The organism is Clostridium sp. Marseille-P7770, from assembly GCF_902143525.1.
Classification (GTDB): domain Bacteria; phylum Bacillota; class Clostridia; order Lachnospirales; family Lachnospiraceae; genus Pilosibacter.
Window position 1 is genome coordinate 494,621 of the sequence record NZ_CABFVC010000003.1, and the last position, 17,670, is coordinate 512,290.

The 17,670-nt window shown below is 51.9% G+C and carries 17 protein-coding genes; all 17 read right to left on the reverse strand.

What is annotated here, in order from left to right:
- Nucleotides 1-32: 32 nt before the first annotated feature.
- On the reverse strand, nt 33-1,463 hold the full coding sequence (miaB, locus tag FN001_RS09450) for a tRNA (N6-isopentenyl adenosine(37)-C2)-methylthiotransferase MiaB (protein ID WP_142411640.1): 1,431 nt from the start codon (nt 1,461-1,463) through the stop codon (nt 33-35).
- Between the two features lie 83 nt (nt 1,464-1,546).
- Nucleotides 1,547-2,788 (reverse strand): glutamate-5-semialdehyde dehydrogenase, encoded by a 1,242-nt coding sequence (locus tag FN001_RS09455; RefSeq protein WP_118297937.1) that lies wholly within the window; start codon nt 2,786-2,788, stop codon nt 1,547-1,549.
- The gene (locus FN001_RS09460) at nt 2,782-3,405 is read right to left on the reverse strand and encodes a 5-formyltetrahydrofolate cyclo-ligase (RefSeq protein WP_142411642.1); all 624 of its coding nucleotides are present in this window, start codon (nt 3,403-3,405) and stop codon (nt 2,782-2,784) included. Before FN001_RS09460 ends, FN001_RS09455 begins: the two co-directional genes overlap by 7 nt.
- Entirely contained in the window at nt 3,383-3,610 is a 228-nt protein-coding gene (locus FN001_RS09465; RefSeq protein WP_142411643.1) for a DUF896 domain-containing protein, read from the reverse strand. The genes FN001_RS09460 and FN001_RS09465 overlap by 23 nt, the downstream gene beginning before the upstream one ends.
- A 151-nt stretch (nt 3,611-3,761) precedes the next feature.
- On the reverse strand, nt 3,762-4,607 hold the full coding sequence (gene proB, locus FN001_RS09470; protein ID WP_118297934.1) for a glutamate 5-kinase: 846 nt from the start codon (nt 4,605-4,607) through the stop codon (nt 3,762-3,764).
- A 70-nt stretch (nt 4,608-4,677) separates the two neighbouring features.
- Nucleotides 4,678-6,285 carry an NAD(P)/FAD-dependent oxidoreductase gene (locus tag FN001_RS09475; RefSeq protein WP_142411644.1) on the reverse strand — a complete coding sequence of 536 codons (1,608 nt, stop codon included), beginning with the start codon at nt 6,283-6,285 and terminating at the stop codon, nt 4,678-4,680.
- Nucleotides 6,197-7,633: a BaiN/RdsA family NAD(P)/FAD-dependent oxidoreductase gene (locus FN001_RS09480; protein ID WP_142411645.1), complete on the reverse strand. Its 1,437-nt coding sequence runs from the start codon at nt 7,631-7,633 to the stop codon at nt 6,197-6,199. The genes FN001_RS09475 and FN001_RS09480 overlap by 89 nt, the downstream gene beginning before the upstream one ends.
- A 149-nt stretch (nt 7,634-7,782) precedes the next feature.
- Nucleotides 7,783-8,190: a hypothetical protein gene (locus FN001_RS09485; RefSeq protein ID WP_118297931.1), complete on the reverse strand. Its 408-nt coding sequence runs from the start codon at nt 8,188-8,190 to the stop codon at nt 7,783-7,785.
- A gap of 61 nt (nt 8,191-8,251) precedes the next feature.
- Nucleotides 8,252-9,916 carry a polysaccharide biosynthesis protein gene (locus FN001_RS09490; protein WP_185911887.1) on the reverse strand — a complete coding sequence of 555 codons (1,665 nt, stop codon included), beginning with the start codon at nt 9,914-9,916 and terminating at the stop codon, nt 8,252-8,254.
- The gene (locus FN001_RS09495; protein WP_142411647.1) at nt 9,906-11,036 is read right to left on the reverse strand and encodes a DUF3048 domain-containing protein; all 1,131 of its coding nucleotides are present in this window, start codon (nt 11,034-11,036) and stop codon (nt 9,906-9,908) included. The genes FN001_RS09490 and FN001_RS09495 overlap by 11 nt, the downstream gene beginning before the upstream one ends.
- Complete coding sequence (ybeY, locus tag FN001_RS09500) at nt 11,033-11,530, reverse strand: rRNA maturation RNase YbeY (protein ID WP_021904350.1); 498 nt, start codon at nt 11,528-11,530, stop codon at nt 11,033-11,035. Before ybeY ends, FN001_RS09495 begins: the two co-directional genes overlap by 4 nt.
- Nucleotides 11,527-12,549 carry a PhoH family protein gene (locus FN001_RS09505; protein WP_118297927.1) on the reverse strand — a complete coding sequence of 341 codons (1,023 nt, stop codon included), beginning with the start codon at nt 12,547-12,549 and terminating at the stop codon, nt 11,527-11,529. The genes ybeY and FN001_RS09505 overlap by 4 nt, the downstream gene beginning before the upstream one ends.
- Nucleotides 12,536-13,792 carry a sporulation protein YqfD gene (locus tag FN001_RS09510; protein WP_142411648.1) on the reverse strand — a complete coding sequence of 419 codons (1,257 nt, stop codon included), beginning with the start codon at nt 13,790-13,792 and terminating at the stop codon, nt 12,536-12,538. Before FN001_RS09510 ends, FN001_RS09505 begins: the two co-directional genes overlap by 14 nt.
- Nucleotides 13,785-14,057, reverse strand: coding sequence for a YabP/YqfC family sporulation protein (locus FN001_RS09515; protein WP_142411649.1), 273 nt, complete (start codon nt 14,055-14,057; stop codon nt 13,785-13,787). The genes FN001_RS09510 and FN001_RS09515 overlap by 8 nt, the downstream gene beginning before the upstream one ends.
- A 306-nt stretch (nt 14,058-14,363) precedes the next feature.
- A complete protein-coding gene (locus FN001_RS09520) occupies nt 14,364-15,833 on the reverse strand; it encodes a tripartite tricarboxylate transporter permease (RefSeq protein ID WP_142411650.1) in 1,470 nt (489 codons plus the stop codon).
- A gap of 16 nt (nt 15,834-15,849) precedes the next feature.
- Nucleotides 15,850-16,314 (reverse strand): tripartite tricarboxylate transporter TctB family protein, encoded by a 465-nt coding sequence (locus FN001_RS09525; protein WP_142411651.1) that lies wholly within the window; start codon nt 16,312-16,314, stop codon nt 15,850-15,852.
- 108 nt (nt 16,315-16,422) lie between these two features.
- Nucleotides 16,423-17,490: a tripartite tricarboxylate transporter substrate binding protein gene (locus FN001_RS09530; protein WP_142411652.1), complete on the reverse strand. Its 1,068-nt coding sequence runs from the start codon at nt 17,488-17,490 to the stop codon at nt 16,423-16,425.
- Between the last annotated feature and the right edge of the window lie 180 nt (nt 17,491-17,670).

A 17,670-nucleotide genomic window follows, 5' to 3' on the forward strand; every position in this document is an offset into this window, starting at 1 on the left:
CGGCTCCGGGCGTCACATGTTTTTCATCCTTATTATTTAACAAGGGAACCCATATAGTAGAATCCCTTTGCCTCGTCTAAAGAGACATCCACGCTCTTTCCGATCAGGGACGCGTCCCCGGCGAAATGTACGACTGTGTTGTTGGAAAGCCTTCCTGTCACAAAGCCGGCCTCGTGGGTATCGATCTCCTCCACAAGGACTTTTTGTACCGTTCCCTCATGGCGCTTTACAACCTCAGCCGCAATATCCTGGACTTCCTTTAACAGGCGGTCAAAACGGTTCTTTACGATATCCTCCGGAACCTGGTTCGGCATGGCCGCCGCCGGAGTTCCGGTGCGCTTGGAGTAGATGAAGGTGAAGGCGCTGTCGTAGCGGACCTTGCGCACCACGTCCATCGTCTCCTCGAAGTCTTCCTCAGTCTCCCCTGGGAATCCCACGATGATATCCGTAGTCAGGGAGATATCCGGGATCGCCGCGCGCAGTTTCTCCACCAGTGCAAGGTACTGTTCCTTCGAATATTTCCGGTTCATGCGCTTTAAGATCTCACTGCTGCCGGACTGGAGCGGCAGATGTAAATGGCTGCAGATCTTCTTCGAATCCCGCATCGTCTCGATCAGCTCGTCGGAGAGATCCTTCGGGTGGGAAGTCATGAAGCGGATGCGCTCCAGTCCTTCGATCTTCTCGACTCTTCTTAAGAGCTCCGCAAAGGTGATCGGATGTTCCAGATTCTTTCCGTAGGAGTTGACGTTCTGTCCGAGAAGCATCACTTCCACAACACCGTCAGCCACAAGCTCTTCGATCTCTTTGATAATGTCCTCCGGCTCTCTGCTCCTCTCGCGTCCGCGCACATACGGCACGATGCAGTAACTGCAGAAGTTATTGCAGCCGAACATGATATTGACGCCGGACTTGAACGGATATTTTCTCTCGACCGGGAGTTCCTCCACGATCTCATTCGTTCCTTCCCAGACATCCACCACCATCTTCTTTTCCATGAAGCGCTCGTAGAGCAGCTCCGCAAGTTTGAAAATGTTGTGGGTTCCGAAGATCAGGTCAACATGGCGGTAACTCTTTTTGATCTTTGCGACAACCTCCGGCTCCTGCATCATGCAGCCGCAGAGCGCGATCATCATATCCGGATTTTTTCTCTTCACGCCGCTCAGATATCCAAGACGGCCATACACCTTTAAGTTCGCGTTCTCACGCACGGTACATGTATTGTAGAGAACGAAATCCGAGTTCTCATCGGTTCCCTCCACATATCCCGCTTCTTTTAAGATCCCAAGGAGCTTTTCGGAGTCTCTGGCATTCATCTGGCACCCGAATGTATTGATAAAACAGGTGAGCGGGCGTCCTTTTTTCGCGCTCTCCGCCTCCACGAGCTTTTTCACCTGTTCCATAAAGTACTGCTGTCTCGCCGGTTCCTCCGTCGGAGCCCCTGCGATGATATTTTTATCTGTCATTCTTATGTTTCTCCAAATTTCTAAATTCAATCCTGAATGATTATAACCAAGATTCTCCGAAAATGCAACCTTGTTGTTTCACCTTACTTCCGGATCTGCCCGTCTCCGTAGATGATGTACTTCGTGGACGTCAGCGCAGGAAGTCCCATCGGACCTCTCGCGTGGAGTTTCTGGGTACTGATCCCGATCTCAGCTCCGAATCCGAATTCGAAGCCGTCGGTGAATCTTGTGGACGCATTGACGTAGACAGCTGCCGCATCCACCTCATTCAGGAATTTCTGGGCATTCTCGTAATCCTTCGTGATGATCGCCTCGGAGTGACCGGTATTGTAGTGGTTGATGTGGGCGATCGCCTCGTCCACGGAATCCACGATCTTGCAGGAAAGGATATAGTCCAGGTACTCTTTCCCCCAGTCTTCCTCCGTCGCCGCCGTAAATTCCGGTACGATCGAGCAGGCGTCCTCATCTGCGCGGATCTCCACGTTCTTCTCATCCAGACGCTTTTTCATGAGCGGCAGGAATTCCTTTGCGATCTTCCGGTGCACCAGTGTGGATTCGCAGGCATTGCAGACGCCGATCCTCTGGGTCTTCGCGTTGAAGATGATGTCGAGCGCCATATCGAGATCTGCACTCTCATCCACATAGATATGGCAGTTTCCGGTTCCGGTCTCGATCACCGGCACTGTGCTGTTCTCCACGACCGTGCGGATCAGTCCGGCCCCGCCCCGCGGGATCAGGACATCGAGATATCCGTTCATCCGCATGAACTCGCGCGCCGTCTCATGGCTCGTATCTTCGATCAGGGCGATCGCATCCTCCGGGATATTTTCCTTCTTCAGTCCATTCCGGATCGCTGCGACGATCGCCTTGTTGGATTCCAGTGCATCGCTCCCGCCGCGGAGGATCACAGCATTTCCTGCTTTAAAGCAGAGAGCGAACGCATCCGCCGTCACATTCGGTCTCGCCTCATAGATGATCCCGATGACGCCTAACGGGACGCGTTTCTGTCCGATCAGCAGTCCGTTCGGGCGTTTTTTCATGGAGATGACCTCACCCACCGGATCGTCCAGTCCGACAACCTGGCGCATGCCTTCCACGATGCCTTCGATGCGTTTATGGTTCAATTCCAGGCGATCCACAAGTCCCGGAGCCATTCCTCTCTCCTTCGCTCTCGCAACGTCCGCCGCATTTGCCTTTAAGATCTCGTTCTCCTCATCCAGGATCTCCTGAGCAGCTGCCAGAAGTCCTGCATTCTTTAAATTTGTCCCCATTTTTCCGAGAACATAGGAAGTTTCCTTTGCTTTCTGTCCGATTTCTGTTAACATGGCTGTTCCTCCCTGATCCGTGTTCCGGCATCCCGGTCTTTGCACCGGATCACACGCTTTTCTGTCACGATCAAATCTACATTCTTATCATACGGTCCCACCGGGATCTCCCCGAGGATCTGGAACTCATAGGCCAGCGCGATCGTCATATGACCGTCATGCTGTTCCAGATACCGGTCATAGAATCCGCCGCCTTTTCCCAGACGGGCACCGGTTTCCACAAATCCCATTCCCGGGACCAGGATCGGCGCCGTCCGGAGGATTTCTGATCTGGTCTCATCCGCTTTTCGGCATCCGTTCTTTGGTTCCATGATATGAAATGAACCTTCCGAGAGATCCTGCTCCGACTCCGTCACAAAAAACTCTATCGTCTCCCCGGTAACTTTCGGAAGACAGATGATGTATTTTTGTGCCCGGAGTTCCTCCAGAATCTCCCCGGTTCCCGCCTCCCAGCTCAGGGACGCATATCCATACACGGCTTTCGTTTCTGCAATCTCCGGAAGACCCAGGACGCGTTCCGCGATCTCCCTGTCAAGTATCCTCTTTTCTTCTTCCGGCATCGCTTTCAGACGGCTCCGTATGTCTTTTCTGAGCTCAGCTTTCTGTGTTTCCCACATTTCCGTATTTCTTTCCGAGGTCTGTCACGGAGCCGTCCTTCTCAACGATCGAAATGTTGTTCAGATGGCCTCTGAGACTTGCCTTGATGTCAGCGACATACTGCTTTCTGAGCGCCGCCTGCTCCTCTTTCTCCGTATCCGTAAGTCCTACGGACTGGGATTTATGGTAAAGTTCATTGATTCTGTCGATCTGTTCCTGTTTCATGTAATTTTCTGTCCTCTCTGTTTGTTTCCGGGATCTGCGGTTTTCCCCGCTTCCGGAAGGCAGGTTCCTGCCATCTGATGCACACTCACGCGAAGATGATGATCGACGCAAGCGACTGCGCAAGGCACCCGAATATGCCGGGATACCTTTTTTACGCGTGAATACTCTGGATATAATCCAGCAGCGCAAATTCGCTGCTCTTATTTGCTTTAAAGAGTGTTCCGATCTCCTCACCCTTTAAGATGCGCCACATGACTTCCACATCGTCTGCGTTCGCGATCACCATGTCGGCACCGCTCTCTGTCGCGATCTTTGCCGCGTGAAGTTTTGTCGCCATTCCTCCGGTTCCGACGTCGCTTCCTGTGGTCCCTTTGCCCATCGCCATAAACTCATCAGTCAGGTCATCCACCTGGCTGATAAACTTTGCATCCGGATTTTTCTTCGGGTCATCCGTGTAGAGCCCGTCGATGTCGGAGAGAAGGAATAACAGATCTCCCTCGACAAGAGCCGCAACGATGGCGGAAAGGCGGTCATTATCACCGAATTTGATCTCATATGTAGATACGGTATCGTTCTCGTTTACGATCGGCACCGTTCCGAGTTTTAGAAGTTCATTGAACGTATTTTTCGCGTTTGCGCGGGAAGTATCGTCCAGGATCGTCGCCTTTGTGATCAGGATCTGTGCCGCCGTCTGGTTGTACTCGGAAAAGAGTTTCTGATATACCATCATGAGGCGTGCCTGACCGACCGCCGCGTAAGCCTGTTTCTCGGCAACCGTCTCCGGCTTCTTTCCGCCGAGCGTCTGGCGCCCCGTCGCGATCGCACCGGAGGAGACAAGGATCACTTCTTTTCCCATTCCTCTCATATCGCTGATGACGCGGACCAGTTTCTCGATCTTTGCAAGGTTCAGGTCTCCGGTCTCCGCATGTGTCAATGAGGAAGATCCGATTTTGATCACGATCCTCTTTTTATCTTTTAATAATTCTCTCTCTGTCATATGAAAGTCCCCTTTCCAACGGAATCAGGCAGTACCGCCTTTTTCTCCGGCGCACTGCCGCTTTTACAGTTTAACCTACCGCTGCATACCGCTTGATGATCTCTTCCGCAACCTTCAGGCCGTCCATGGCCGCCGATGTGATCCCTCCGGCGTACCCGGCTCCCTCGCCGCATGGATAAAGCCCCTTTAAACTGCTCTGAAGGCTCTCATCGCGGCAGATCCTGAGCGGTGATGACGTACGGCTCTCGATTCCTGCAAGGACAGCGTCCGCACGGTCGAATCCTCTGATCCGCCTTCCGAACTGCTCCATCCCTTCAAGAAACGCTCCGTTTAAGGCCTCTGGCATCAGTTCCCGCAGGTTCGCGAAGGAATATCCCCCGCAAAACACAGGTTCCACATCTCCCAGGGCCACCGTCGGTCGGTTTGCGGCGAAATCGCCGTAAAGCTGGACGGGGATCTTTCCTCCGCCGAGCGCGAATGCACGCTCTTCCAGGGTTCTCTGGAATGCGATGCCGCCCAAAGGACCGGCTGTCGGGAAATCGGCCGGAGTGACCGCCACGATCAGGGCACTGTTTGCGATGCCGCTGTCCCGCTTAAAATTGCTCATTCCGTTGACCGCCAGTCGCCCTTTTTCCGATGAGGCATTCACCACCATTCCTCCCGGACACATGCAGAACGAGTAGACGCCGCGGCCGCTGGTTGTCTTCGCGGTCACTTTATACGGCGCGGCGCCGAGTTTTCCGGCGTCCTCCAGCCCGTACTGGTTCCGGTTGATCTGCGCCTGCGGATGCTGGATCCTGAGTCCCACCGCAAACGGCTTCGGCTCCATAAAGACCTTCATCCTGTCAAGTTTCTCAAAAAGATCTCTGGCACTGTGTCCCACAGAGAGAATGACCTTCTCTGTCTCGACCACAGTCCCATCCGCGAGCTTTACTCCGGAAACTCTGCCGTTTTCCTCCAGGATCTCCGTGACTTCCGAGCGGAAATGGACCTCCCCGCCTCCGGCGATGATCCTGTTTCTCAAATTTCTGACCACATCTCTCAGCACATCGGTCCCGATGTGAGGTGCATGGTCATAAAGGATCGACGGATCCGCCCCCATCTCCACAAAGGTGGAGAGGACTTTTCCGTTCCTTCCCGAAGTATCTTTTACAAGTGTATTTAACTTTCCGTCGGAAAATGTTCCGGCTCCGCCCTCACCGAACTGGACGTTCGAGCGGATATCGAGCGCCGGATCCCCGTTTTTCCAGAAATCTTCCACTTTTTTCGTTCTCTCCTCAACGGCATCTCCCTGTTCAAAAAGGATCGGGGCATAGCCGTTTTCGGCGAGTGCCAGCGCCGCGAACATCCCGGCAGGACCTGCCCCGATGATCACCGGGCGCTTTCTCATCTCCTGCGTTCCATGTTCCGGGTACGCATATAGTTTCGAGTCTTCTGCCCGGACATTCTGGTTTGCCGCCTTTTTGATGACTGCTGCCTCTTTTTTTCCGCCTGCAAGTGTCACATCCACAATATAACTGAACAGCAGATTCGGCTTCTTTCTCGCGTCGATGGACCTGTGGACGATCCGGATCTCCCCGATCGCCGATTCATCGATTTTTAAGAGCTTTGCCGCCTTTTTCTTTATCGCCTCTTCCGCGTGATCCACGGGAAGTGTGAGCTGATTGATCCGGATCATATGTATGTTTTTTCCTTTCCTGTCTTCCCCGGGCTCTGTTTCCTTCCGATCCGGAGAATTTCACCTGTTTTTCCTGTCCCCGGACAGTTTTTCTGTATCCTGGGACGACCCCTGCGGCTGCATGCGATCCGGCTGCATATCCGGATGACCATGCCCACTGCAGGTTGTATCCGCCGCAGATCCCATCGACATCCAGAAGCTCCCCGACCATGTAAAGTCCGGGAACGCGTTTTGACTGCATAGTTTCCGCTTCTATCTCTGTTGTATCGACACCGCCTGCACAGATCTGGGCCTGTTCAAAAGGATTTGTCTCCTTCACCGGGATCACAAACTCCCGGATCACAGAAGCCAGACTGTCCAGCTCCTCTTTCGTCAAGAGTCCCGTCTGTCTTTCGGGCCGGATCTTTGCCGCTTTTAAGAGCACCGACGCGAGTTTCTTATTAAAAATACCGTTTAAAAATGTCTCGGCAGTTTCCCCCGAAAGGCAGGATCTCTGCTCCTTCAAAAGATCCCGGACTTCTTCTTCATCCAGATCCGGCAGAAAGTTCAGGACCGCAGACACCTTCTGCTTCCGATCCAAAAGCTTCGCCGCATACCTGCTCACCTGGAATACCGGGATGCCCGAGATCCCGTAGTCCGTGATCTGGAGTTCTCCCCGGTCTTTTGCCGCTGTCTTTCCGTCCCCGGTCCGGATCTCCACAAGGCAGTCCGTCCGGACTCCGGAGGCTTTCGGGAGGAGATTTCCTTCGCATTTCAGCTGGACAAGCGCCGGGAGCGGCTTGATGATCCGGTGTCCAAACTGTCTCGCGAGCTCATAGCCGCTTCCGTCGGATCCTGTTCCTTTTGCCGCCATGGAACCGCACGCTAAGATCAGGAAATCACCTGTATAGATCCCACGGTCTGTCTCGACCGAAAAACGGTCTTTCTGTCTTTTCGCGTTTCGGACTTCACATTCCGTAATGATCCGGACTCCCGCACGGTCCGCTCCCCGGAGCAGTGCATCGAGGACCGTCTGCGCCTGGCCGGACATCGGATATATATAGCCGCCGCGGTCCATCGTCAGGACACCAAGTTCCCGGAAGAACGCTGTCGCGGCGGACGGTGGAAAATTCCGGATGGCAGCTGTTTCAAATCCGCTCTGATCACTCCTGTAGCAGGACGGATCCATATAGAGGTTTGTCAGGTTGCACTTGCCGTTTCCCGTTGACAGGATCTTTTTTCCCGGTCGGGCCGTGTGCTCCAGGACCGTCACATCCGCACCCTGTTTTGCCGCAGTGATCGCGGCCATAAGTCCTGATGCACCGCCGCCGATGATGATCCCTTTCCGTCCTCTGAAACTTTCCGCCATTCTATCTCTCCCCTGTACCTGATTTACGGCAACCGTTCATCTGTGCGATGATCCGCGCATGGAACCCAATCACAGATCATCCGGGGATCATCCCGCCGAACGGTTACAATTTATATTAGTATATCGACCTGAACGCAAAATTTCAAGTATCAACTGCTGTAAGATTCCAGATAACTGAATATTTCTGCCATTGTCGGAAACCAGATCCCGGTCATCAGCCGTTCCTGTTCTTCCTCCGGAAATTCTGCGAGCGGCATGTGGGTAAAGAGATCCGTGGTCTCCTTTCCCTTATCGTATACGATCAGATATCCTTCCTCGGCAACAAGAAAATATCGTTCTTCGTCCTCCGCCATCGTCTCATGTTCCACCTGTTCCTGGTTTAAGACCACATGGATCTCCTCCGTCTCCTTCGCGAAGACCGGCTCTTCCACAGACTGCTGCATCTGTACCTCCTCTGTTCCCCGGGCTTCCTCCCCCGCAGTCATAAGGAACAGCGTGATCAGGCTGGCGGATGTCAGAAAGAAAAAGAAAAGAAAGCAGGATACATACTTTTTCATAGGAATATTCCTCCTTTTATGAAAGTATCTGCTTTCTTTTTCTATTTTAAACATATATTTTTTACATTAAATGAAGCTTTCTGAACCCCCTGAGAAGTTTCGTTCCGCCCGGCATGGTCTTAAGTTCCGCCGCAGACAGGGCGCCAAGCTTGATCAGGAGCACACCGTAAACGATCACTGCGACCATCATCGCAAACATCGTAGAAAGCGCATTGCTCTTTACCGCGAGATGCACAAGCTGATAGGAGCCAAACGTGAAGAGTCCCATCACTGCAGAAGCGATCACCGGGATCACAACGGTCTTTTTCATCTCCTGCCGGTAACCGAGAAGATTCCGGATGGATCTCGCATTCATCAGGCACATGAACACCGCGAACAGGATATTCGCAAATACCATGCTGTAGATTCCCATATGGAATCCCAGCGCCATGATCTCAAGTGCGATCAGATGGAGGACAAGGGAGATCACCGCGTGAAAGATCGGAAGACGCATTTTGTCGATTCCCTGAAGGATCGCGTTCGTCACCGTAGAGACGGAGTAAAATACGACCGCAAGAGAACCGTAGATCGTCATCCGGATCGCCAGGGTATTATCTCCGGAGAACAGCAGGTTATTCACCGGTCCCGCAAGTACCGTAAGTCCCACAGTGGACGGGATCGCCACAAAGCAGGAGAAACGGATCGCAGATGCCACGCGCTCTCTCACAAGCTTTTTGTCTCCCATCGCCACTGCCCTGGATACGGACGGGATCAGGGAGGACGAAAGGGCATTGGAAATCGCCATCGGCACATTGATCAGCAGATGGTATTTTCCTGTATACACTCCCCAGATGGAGGCAAATTCATCTCCCTGTCCGAGAGTCTTAAAGTTGTATGCGAGGATCCCGTTATCCAGCACGCTGTTTAAGTTGTAGATCGCGGAACTAAGGATAACCGGAACGACCGTGAAGAACAGGACTCTCGTGATCTCCTTATAGCTCTCCACAAATTCCGTCTGATCCCTGCGGATCTGACGTCTGCGGACGTTTCTGCTGATCGCAAAGAGGAAAAGCAGAAAGATCAGCGCTGTGAAGGCGCCCGCACCTGTACCGATCGTTCCTCCGGCAGCTCCCCAGGCGTTGGAATAGCCGGTTCCTGTCTGGTTCTTTAATACTTCTGTCTTTAACGCCTCGTTAAAGAGAAAGCTTCCTGCAGCCACGCTGATGATGGCATTTACGATCTGTTCAAAGACCTGGGAAAAGGCCGTTGGCACCATGGTTCCCTGTCCCTGGAAATATCCGCGGAACACACCGAGATACGCCATGATCCAGACCGTCGGGGCTAATGTCTTTAATGCAAATGCCGCATAAGGCATAAAGAATACGTCTTTCGCAAAGAAATCAGCGCCGAACCAGATCACTGCGGCCGCAAATGCACCAACGATCGTTGCATAGCAGAGTGCCGCGCGCAGGATCCTCGCGGCGTTCCGGTATTGTTTTCCTGCAAGTCTCGCGGAAACCATCTTCGACACGGCGAGCGGCAGGCTGTAGGAGGACAGGAGCAGCGCAATATTGTATACATTAAACGCAGTTCCGTAATACCCCATTCCCTCATCACCGATGATGTTGATCATCGGGATGCGGTATGCGATACCGATGATCCTCACCACGATGGACGCCACCGCCAGGATACTTCCCTGGACGACGAAATTGGATTCCTTCTTCTTTTTCTGTCTGTTACTTTCCATAAATTTCAGCTTTATCGAACCTGTCTGCTCCTACAATGCAGATCCAGGTCTTTCCTTTGTTAAGCATAACTTCCTTTCCTTCAGAGTCATAGTAGCGGGTCGGTCCGAAGTCCCCATCCTTTTTCCAGGAGACCGGAACGCACTTTCCTCCTGTAAAGACATAACCCGCTCCGCCTTTGTGGACGTTGATGTTGAGGTAATCGGTGCTGGCATAATGTCCCCACTCCACGTACTGGAAGATGACATTTCTGACAGCGATCTGTCCGCTGTCGCCGTTGTGTTTTCCGCCGTACTGGAAGCGGTAATATTTTCCGTCTCCCTCATTGTACTCAAACCACGGATTGTTCATCGCATAGGACGGATAGAACTTATACGCGTCCTTTGCGTCTGATTCTGCCGGGACATAAGCGTTTTTTGAGAACTGGAAATGTCCGCTGTAGGTATCGCTGTAGGAAGTGCGGTAGCCCAGCTGACCGATGGTCTTGTTTAATTTCGCGCCGCTTGTGTAGGCGTTATGCGGTGCCTTCTTGTCCTTTGTGCGGTAGAACGCATTTCCGCCTGTGCCATCGACACCGTTGATATTGTCCACATTTTTGAGGTACGGAACCGCGAAGGTACTCTGCCCATAGTGGGCATAGATCGCGTCATACTCTCTTGCGAAGTATGTATAGTAAGTACGGCAGCTTCTGACGGAGCCGATCCTCTCAAGATCGTCGTAATCCTCAAAGATCGACATAAACCGGTTCATATCGCCTTCCACCGGCGCCTCATAGACTACATCCGCCCGGTTAATCCCGTACTGGGGCAGAGATGCCTTATCATTGCTCATCATGACCGCGACCGGGCGTCTGTTAGCTTTCGCCACATCCACCATCTCACCGGTCAGGTAACTCTGGATCTTTCCGTCGACTTCTTTGCGTTCCTCCGGACCTTCCGGTTCCGTCTCCGCCTCCGTCGTCGGCTCTGTCTCGAGGACGATCGTTTTTGTCTCCTTTGGCGTCTCTGTCTCCGCCTCCGTCGTCACGACTGTTTCCTCCGCTTTCTTCCCGCATCCGGAGAGCGCTGCCGCTGCCATCATGATTCCAATACCAATAATAAATGCTCTGCCCCGTTTTCTCATCTCCTGTAACCCCTCCGTTCCAGAATTTCTCTCTGCATGTCCTCCATCTGGATCCGCTCCTCATCCTCCATATGGTCGTAGCCGGATAAATGAAGCATACTGTGCGCTACTAAGAATGCCAGTTCTCTCGTCTGAGAGTGGCCATACTTCTCAGCCTGCTCTTTCACCTTATCCACGGAAATTACAATATCCCCCATAAGTAATTCCCCTGTATCCGGGTCGAAGTATTCCTCCGGCGTCTCTTCCAGGTGGGAAAAGTCCCCCGGCGTCTCAAAATCACACATCGGGAACGACAGCACATCGGTCGGGTTGTCGATCCCGCGCATGTCAAGATTGATCTGGTGGATCCCGGCGTTGTCCGTCAGGAGGACATTCACCTCCGCGTCATACGGGCATTCCACGTAATCCAGGGATTCCTCGATCACATTTTTTATGATCTCCTCGTACGGGAGATCCAGCTTTTCTTCTGCTTCGTACTCCACTGTCACTGTCATCTCTGTTCCCGTCCTTCCCGGCCGTCCTTCTGATGTTCCCCGCGAGATCTTCTCTCCGGTTTCTCACGGCCTTCATATTCATCATATGCTTTTACGATCTTCTGAACAAGCGGATGTCTGACCACGTCCTCGTTTGAGAAACGGCAGATCCCGATATCGTCGATATTCTTTAATACTTTAAGCGCCACATCAAGCCCCGACACCTGACCGGCAGGCAGGTCTTTCTGGGACTGGTCGCCGGTGATGATGACCTTGGAACCGAAACCGATCCTCGTCAGGAACATCTTCATCTGGGCCTGGGTCGTGTTCTGGGCCTCATCCAGGATGATGAACGCGTTGTCCAGGGTTCGTCCGCGCATGTACGCGAGAGGCGCCACTTCGATCAGGCCTTTCTCCGAATTGTGGAGGTAGCTGTCCGCGCCCATGATCTGGTAAAGAGCGTCGTAGAGTGGGCGCAGATACGGGTCGATCTTACTCTGCAGGTCGCCCGGAAGAAAGCCAAGCTTCTCTCCCGCCTCGATGGCCGGGCGCGTCAGGATGATCCTGCCAACCTCCCCGTTTTTGAAGGCCTGGATCGCCATGGACATACCGAGATATGTCTTTCCGGTTCCCGCAGGGCCGACGCCGAACACGATCATCTTTTTCCTGATCAGGTCGATATACTGTTTCTGTCCCAATGTCTTCGGTTTTACCGGTTTTCCGTTTATGGTATGGCAGATGATATCGCGGTCCAGGGAAAGCATTTCCGTATCCTTATCGTCAAAGGATAGCGCCAGAGCGTAGTCCACGTTCTGTTCCCCGATCTCCTCGCCGCGCTTCGAGAGCTCCAGCAGTGTCGAAAACACGCTCTTTGCGCGCTTTACTGCGTGATCCGGTCCGATGACCTTGATCTCTCCGTCACGCGCCACCATGGATACGTGAAGTGTCCGCTCGATTTTTTTCAGATAACTGTCAAACTGTCCGCAGACTTTCCGTTCATGTTCTGCCGGAATGTCTATGATTGTCTCAATGATGCTCATCTAATGTCTGAATCTCCTCCTGATCTTCCGGGATGGGGGAGCTTTTCGTGATGTCCTCCACCACCGTCAGTGTTCCATGGATCTTCCAGTGGGATCCACTTCTCTCTATTTTAACATCACTACCAAGGATTTGTATACCTTTTTCCGTAAGATTTTGCATATATTCGTTCAAATAACGGTCCGCAGCGTCTGATACTTCCGTTTTTGTGAGGACTTTTTCATAGGGGACATATTCCCTGGCGGTGAGGATCCCGACGTAGACCGGAAGGTGAAAATTTTCCGAAAGTCTGAGCTGGGTCTCCTCCATAAAAAGTTCCCAGGTGCTTTCTTTTTTTAAGTCCGGCATCAGAAAATAAAATTCTGCGCCGGCAAATTTCAAAAAGAGTCCCCGGCGTTTCTTTCCCGTCGCTGCACGGATCTCCTCCGTCTCCGGGATCGTCCACCCGGCAGTCTTTGTCGTCTCAGCATATATTTCCGCATCCGCATGCACCTTATTTGTCTTTACGAGCGTCTCCGAGTCGTCGTAGATCGGAAGTTTCCCCGATACCAGGATATCACCAGCCGCCACCGTGTCACCGGCTTTCACGCACGCGATCCCGTTTCGCACGATCATTTTTATCACGGTACCGTCCGCTTTCGCCGCAAGATTACAGGGCGTCTCCGGCTCTTTTTCTGCTTTCAGGATCCCGTCATTTTCCCGGATATGGACGGTAAGTCTTGTGCCGGTGAGTTCCGCGGACACCCAGCTGATCTCCGGAAAAGCGTTTCTGATCCTGTTTTCCAGGTCCGCACAGGAGATTTCGCTCTTTCTCATCCCGCACCGGACCGGGACCGCGTCTATGAAGTGCAGCAGTGTCTCATCCGTAAACCGGCAGTTTCCGTCAAAGGAGATGTCCCACACATAAAAAGATGAGACGAAGATCAGCAGAAAAAAAGCAGCAAGTCCTCCGACCCAGAGGCTCCGGCGGCGTCCGGTGATTATCCAGAAGGGAAGTCCGTGTTTCTCTGTGATCCTCAGGCGGACCCCGGTCTTTTCGGCAATAGATTTTAAGTGTTTAAAATCCCGAGGCATGATCTTAAAGTACACGGACCGTTTCCCTCCGCACTTCTTCTCTCTTTCTTCGGTCTCGATGTCCCAGATCTCAATTTCTCTCTGTGCCGCGATATTAAAAAAGCGCTCCATCCCTCTCCCATCGATCCGGACTTTCACGCTTCCCTCCCGCATATCTCTGATCTTATTCAAACCGGATCACCTCCAGGCGGCCGGATATCTTCATCTCATCTTTATCATAATAGCAGATCTTTAATTTTTTTCCCGAAACAGAAAGGATATCATGTCTGCACCGGATCCGGATCTCCGTATCGGTATAGACGAGAATACTCCTGTAATTTTCAATATGTACTGCCCGTGTCCCGATGAACGTCAGGACTGTCTCCCCGCCCACCGCATCCGCGAACACACCCGCGGAGTCCAGCCGGGGAAAGCCGCCCTTTTTCTGCTCTCTCATACCATGCTCCGCCGGATCATGCCTTACAGAAGTTTATGTACAGTTCCTTTTTATTATTCCAGGAGAACAAAGAATGTTCCTAAATAAGAATGTGCCTTGGCGCATTCTCGCGCCGAGCGCGGTCGCTTGCGACAACCTTCATCTTCGCGCGAGTGCGCATCTTAGGCACGCAGTGCCTTTTTGTTTAACAGGAAGTTCCAGCGGAATTTCCTGTTAAATAAAAAACCGCACCCACCCTCCGGCACATAGCCGAAAAGCAGATGCGGTTATAATGTTCATTTTCAACCGTAAAATGCGGTTTTTCCGTTAGTTTTTCTTCTTGAGCTGTCCGCGCACTGCACCAAGAAGTGTGAATGCGATCAGCGCCAGGAAGAACCAGCAGATCGGGGTGTTGAAGAATACGACCGGATTACCGCTGGACTTTAAGAGTGCGGTACGGAAGTTCTTCTCCGCCATCGGTCCAAGGATCAGACCGAGGATCGCCGGGCTTGTCGGGATCTTTACTTTACCCATGAGCCAGCCGATCACGCCTGCAATTAACATCGTTCCCACATCGTAGAAGTTGCTTCTCATCGCATAGCTTCCTACGACGCAGAGGATGAAGATGACCGGTGTAAGGATCGTCTTCGGAACGCTAAGTACCTTTGTGAAAAGGCGGATGCAGGAGAATCCAAGGAGTACCATGATGGTGTTTGCCACAAACATTCCAAGGAAGATCGTGTATACAAGAACCTTGTTTGTCTTAAAGAGCATCGGTCCCGGGGTAAGACCCTGGATCGTCAACGCACCGATCATGATGGCTGCTACGGCATCACCAGGAACACCGAGTGTCAGCATCGGGATCATTGCACCACCGGTAACACCGTTGTTTCCGCCCTCGGAAGCAGCAACGGCCTCCGGGCTTCCTTTACCGAATAACTCCGGATGTTTGGACATTCCGCGGGCTGTGTTATATCCAACGAAGGATCCGATATCAGCACCTGCACCAGGGATGATACCGATCATGGTTCCGATCAGTCCTGTTACCGGAGCAACACGAAGGATCGTCTTTACATCGTCCTTTGTCGGAAGAAGTCTCGTTACACTCGCATCAATCTCATCCGTGCTGTAGATATCCTCGATCGTCTCGAACGCCTGGCTCATTGCGAAGAGTCCGATCATGACCGGGATGTACTGGATACCGGAGAGAAGGTTTGCGTTGTCCGTGAAACGGATGTAGCTTGTTACGCTGTCGATACCGACAGTAGCTGTTAAGATTCCTAAGAATCCGCAGATCAGGCCTTTTGCCATGTTCTCACCGGAGATGTTGGCAATGATACAGAGACCGAATACTGCAAGTAAGAAGAACTCAGCAGAGCTGAACTTTAATGCAAGTTTTGCGAGCTGCGGGCTGATGAGCCATAAGCAGAGAACGCTGACAACACCGCCGACATAGCTGGAAAGTGTTGCGATACCGAGGGCACGTCCTGCCTCACCGCGTTTGGAAAACTGATATCCATCAATAGCGGTTGCAGCGGAGGCCGGTGTACCAGGTGTATGTAAAAGGATCGCGGAAATAGATCCGCCGTAGATTGCTCCCACGTAAATTCCAAGTAACATGAGGATACCTGCTGTGGCATCCATACCGAATGTAAGCGGCAGAAGAAGGGCTACACCCATAGTTGCGGTAAGTCCCGGCAGTGCTCCGATACAGATTCCGGCTGCTACGCCTGCGATCATGTAGAACAGTACCATGGGGCTGAACGCGCTCTGAAATACTTCTAAAAAGAAACTCATTCTGCTACCCCTTTCTTTAAATGCTGAACATACCGAAGTCGATCGGCACATTCAGGAAGCTCTTGAAAACAAAGTAGATTGCCAGGATCACGATCACGGAGATCAGTGCATTTTTCCAGATCGCTCCCTTATGGAACCACTGGATAAAGCCGAATAACATGATAACGGACGGAATGATAAATCCAAGTGTGGATAATACCAGCATGTATACAAGCAGGATCGCCATGGAAATGTATACACGTTTTGTACCCGGTGTCCACATCGGAAGCTCCGGGAACTGGTCTTTCTTCATCATCAGGGTAACGACGATAAGGCCTACGGAGCAGATCAGAAGAAGTGCTGCGATGATGCCCGGCCAGAGTCCCGGACCCGGAACGCCTGTACCGTAAGCTTCTGCTCTCGGATAGCCAAGACAGGTAACGATCACATAAACAGCTAAAGCTGCGCAGATCAGACCTGCGATAATATTTCCTTTTCTCATATTGAAACTCCATTCTAAAACAACTGTCTCGCAGAGGTCTCCCTGGGGAAAGCCCTCGCAGACAAAACCGGGGAGTGGGTTTCCCACTCCCCGTTAAGTCAGTTTACATTACTGTACTTTCAGACCAAGATCTGTAACCAGAGCTGTGTAAGTCTCAAGGTCAGATTTGATACGCTCCTCAAATGTAGCGCCGTCAAGAACGTCGATCACGTTGTTGGACTTGTTCATGAAATCAACGAATGCGTCAGACTCTGCTGCCTGAGAGAAGATCTCATAGAGCTGGTCAACAACCTCGTCCGGAGTATCCTTCGGAACGCCAAGACCTCTCCATGTACCAAGAACTACATCGTAACCAGCTTCCTGGCATGTCGGAACGTCCGGGATGGAATCAAGACGTTTGTCGTTCATAACTGCAAGAACCTTTAAATCGCCGGACTCAACGTAGTTAGCAACCTCAGCGTAGGAAACTGCTACTGCATCGATGTGCTCGCCGAGAAGGTCTGTGATCGCACCTGCTGCTCCATCGTAAGCAACGTGTTTGAACTGAGCGCCTGTCTCTTTTGCAAGACCTGCTGCTGCAAGGTGCCAGATAGCGCCGTTACCGGAGTTACCCATGGAAACCTCGTTCTCTTTTGCGTAGTTGATGAAGTCTTCGATCGTGTTGAAACGGTCATCCTTCGCGTTTACTGTGATAGCTGCGCATGCGCTGTTTACCATCATGATCGGTTTGAACATGGAATATGTAAGACCAGCGTTTGTTCCCATAGCCTCAAGAGTTGCAAGCTCTACTGTGATCATGGTAACGGTTGTGCCATCAGCCTTAGCGTTTGCGCCAGCGAGCATACCGGTTGCTCCGCCGCCGCCGGAACGGTTCTCTACGGAGATGTTTTTGAAGGAACCCTTCGCTGCGTCTGCTAAAGCACGCATAACTGTATCGGTACCGCCGCCTGCATCGTAAGGAACGATACATGTAACTGTTTTATCCTTCCATGCGGATGTGTCAACGCCAGAAGCTGCTGCCTCTGTTGATGCCCCCTCAGCTGCTGCAGTTGTCTCTGTTTTTGCTGCCTCTGTCGCTGCTGCAGTTGTCTCTGTTTTGCTGGAGCTGCTTCCGCAAGCTGTCAGGGAGAGAGCCATAGCTGCTGCCATTGCGAGCGATACTACTCTTTTTCTCATAAAACTACTCCTTTTCTTTCCTAATACTTTCTTAACGATTTTTTAGGATTCTTTATGAAATTTTTACAAAAGATATTTTAGCCGTTTGTGAACAAATTGTCAATGCCTTTCTGGCGCTATTTACAAAAGATAGTTTCGTTTTTCCTTTGTTTTTCATGATTTTTGTAAGTTTTAGACAAA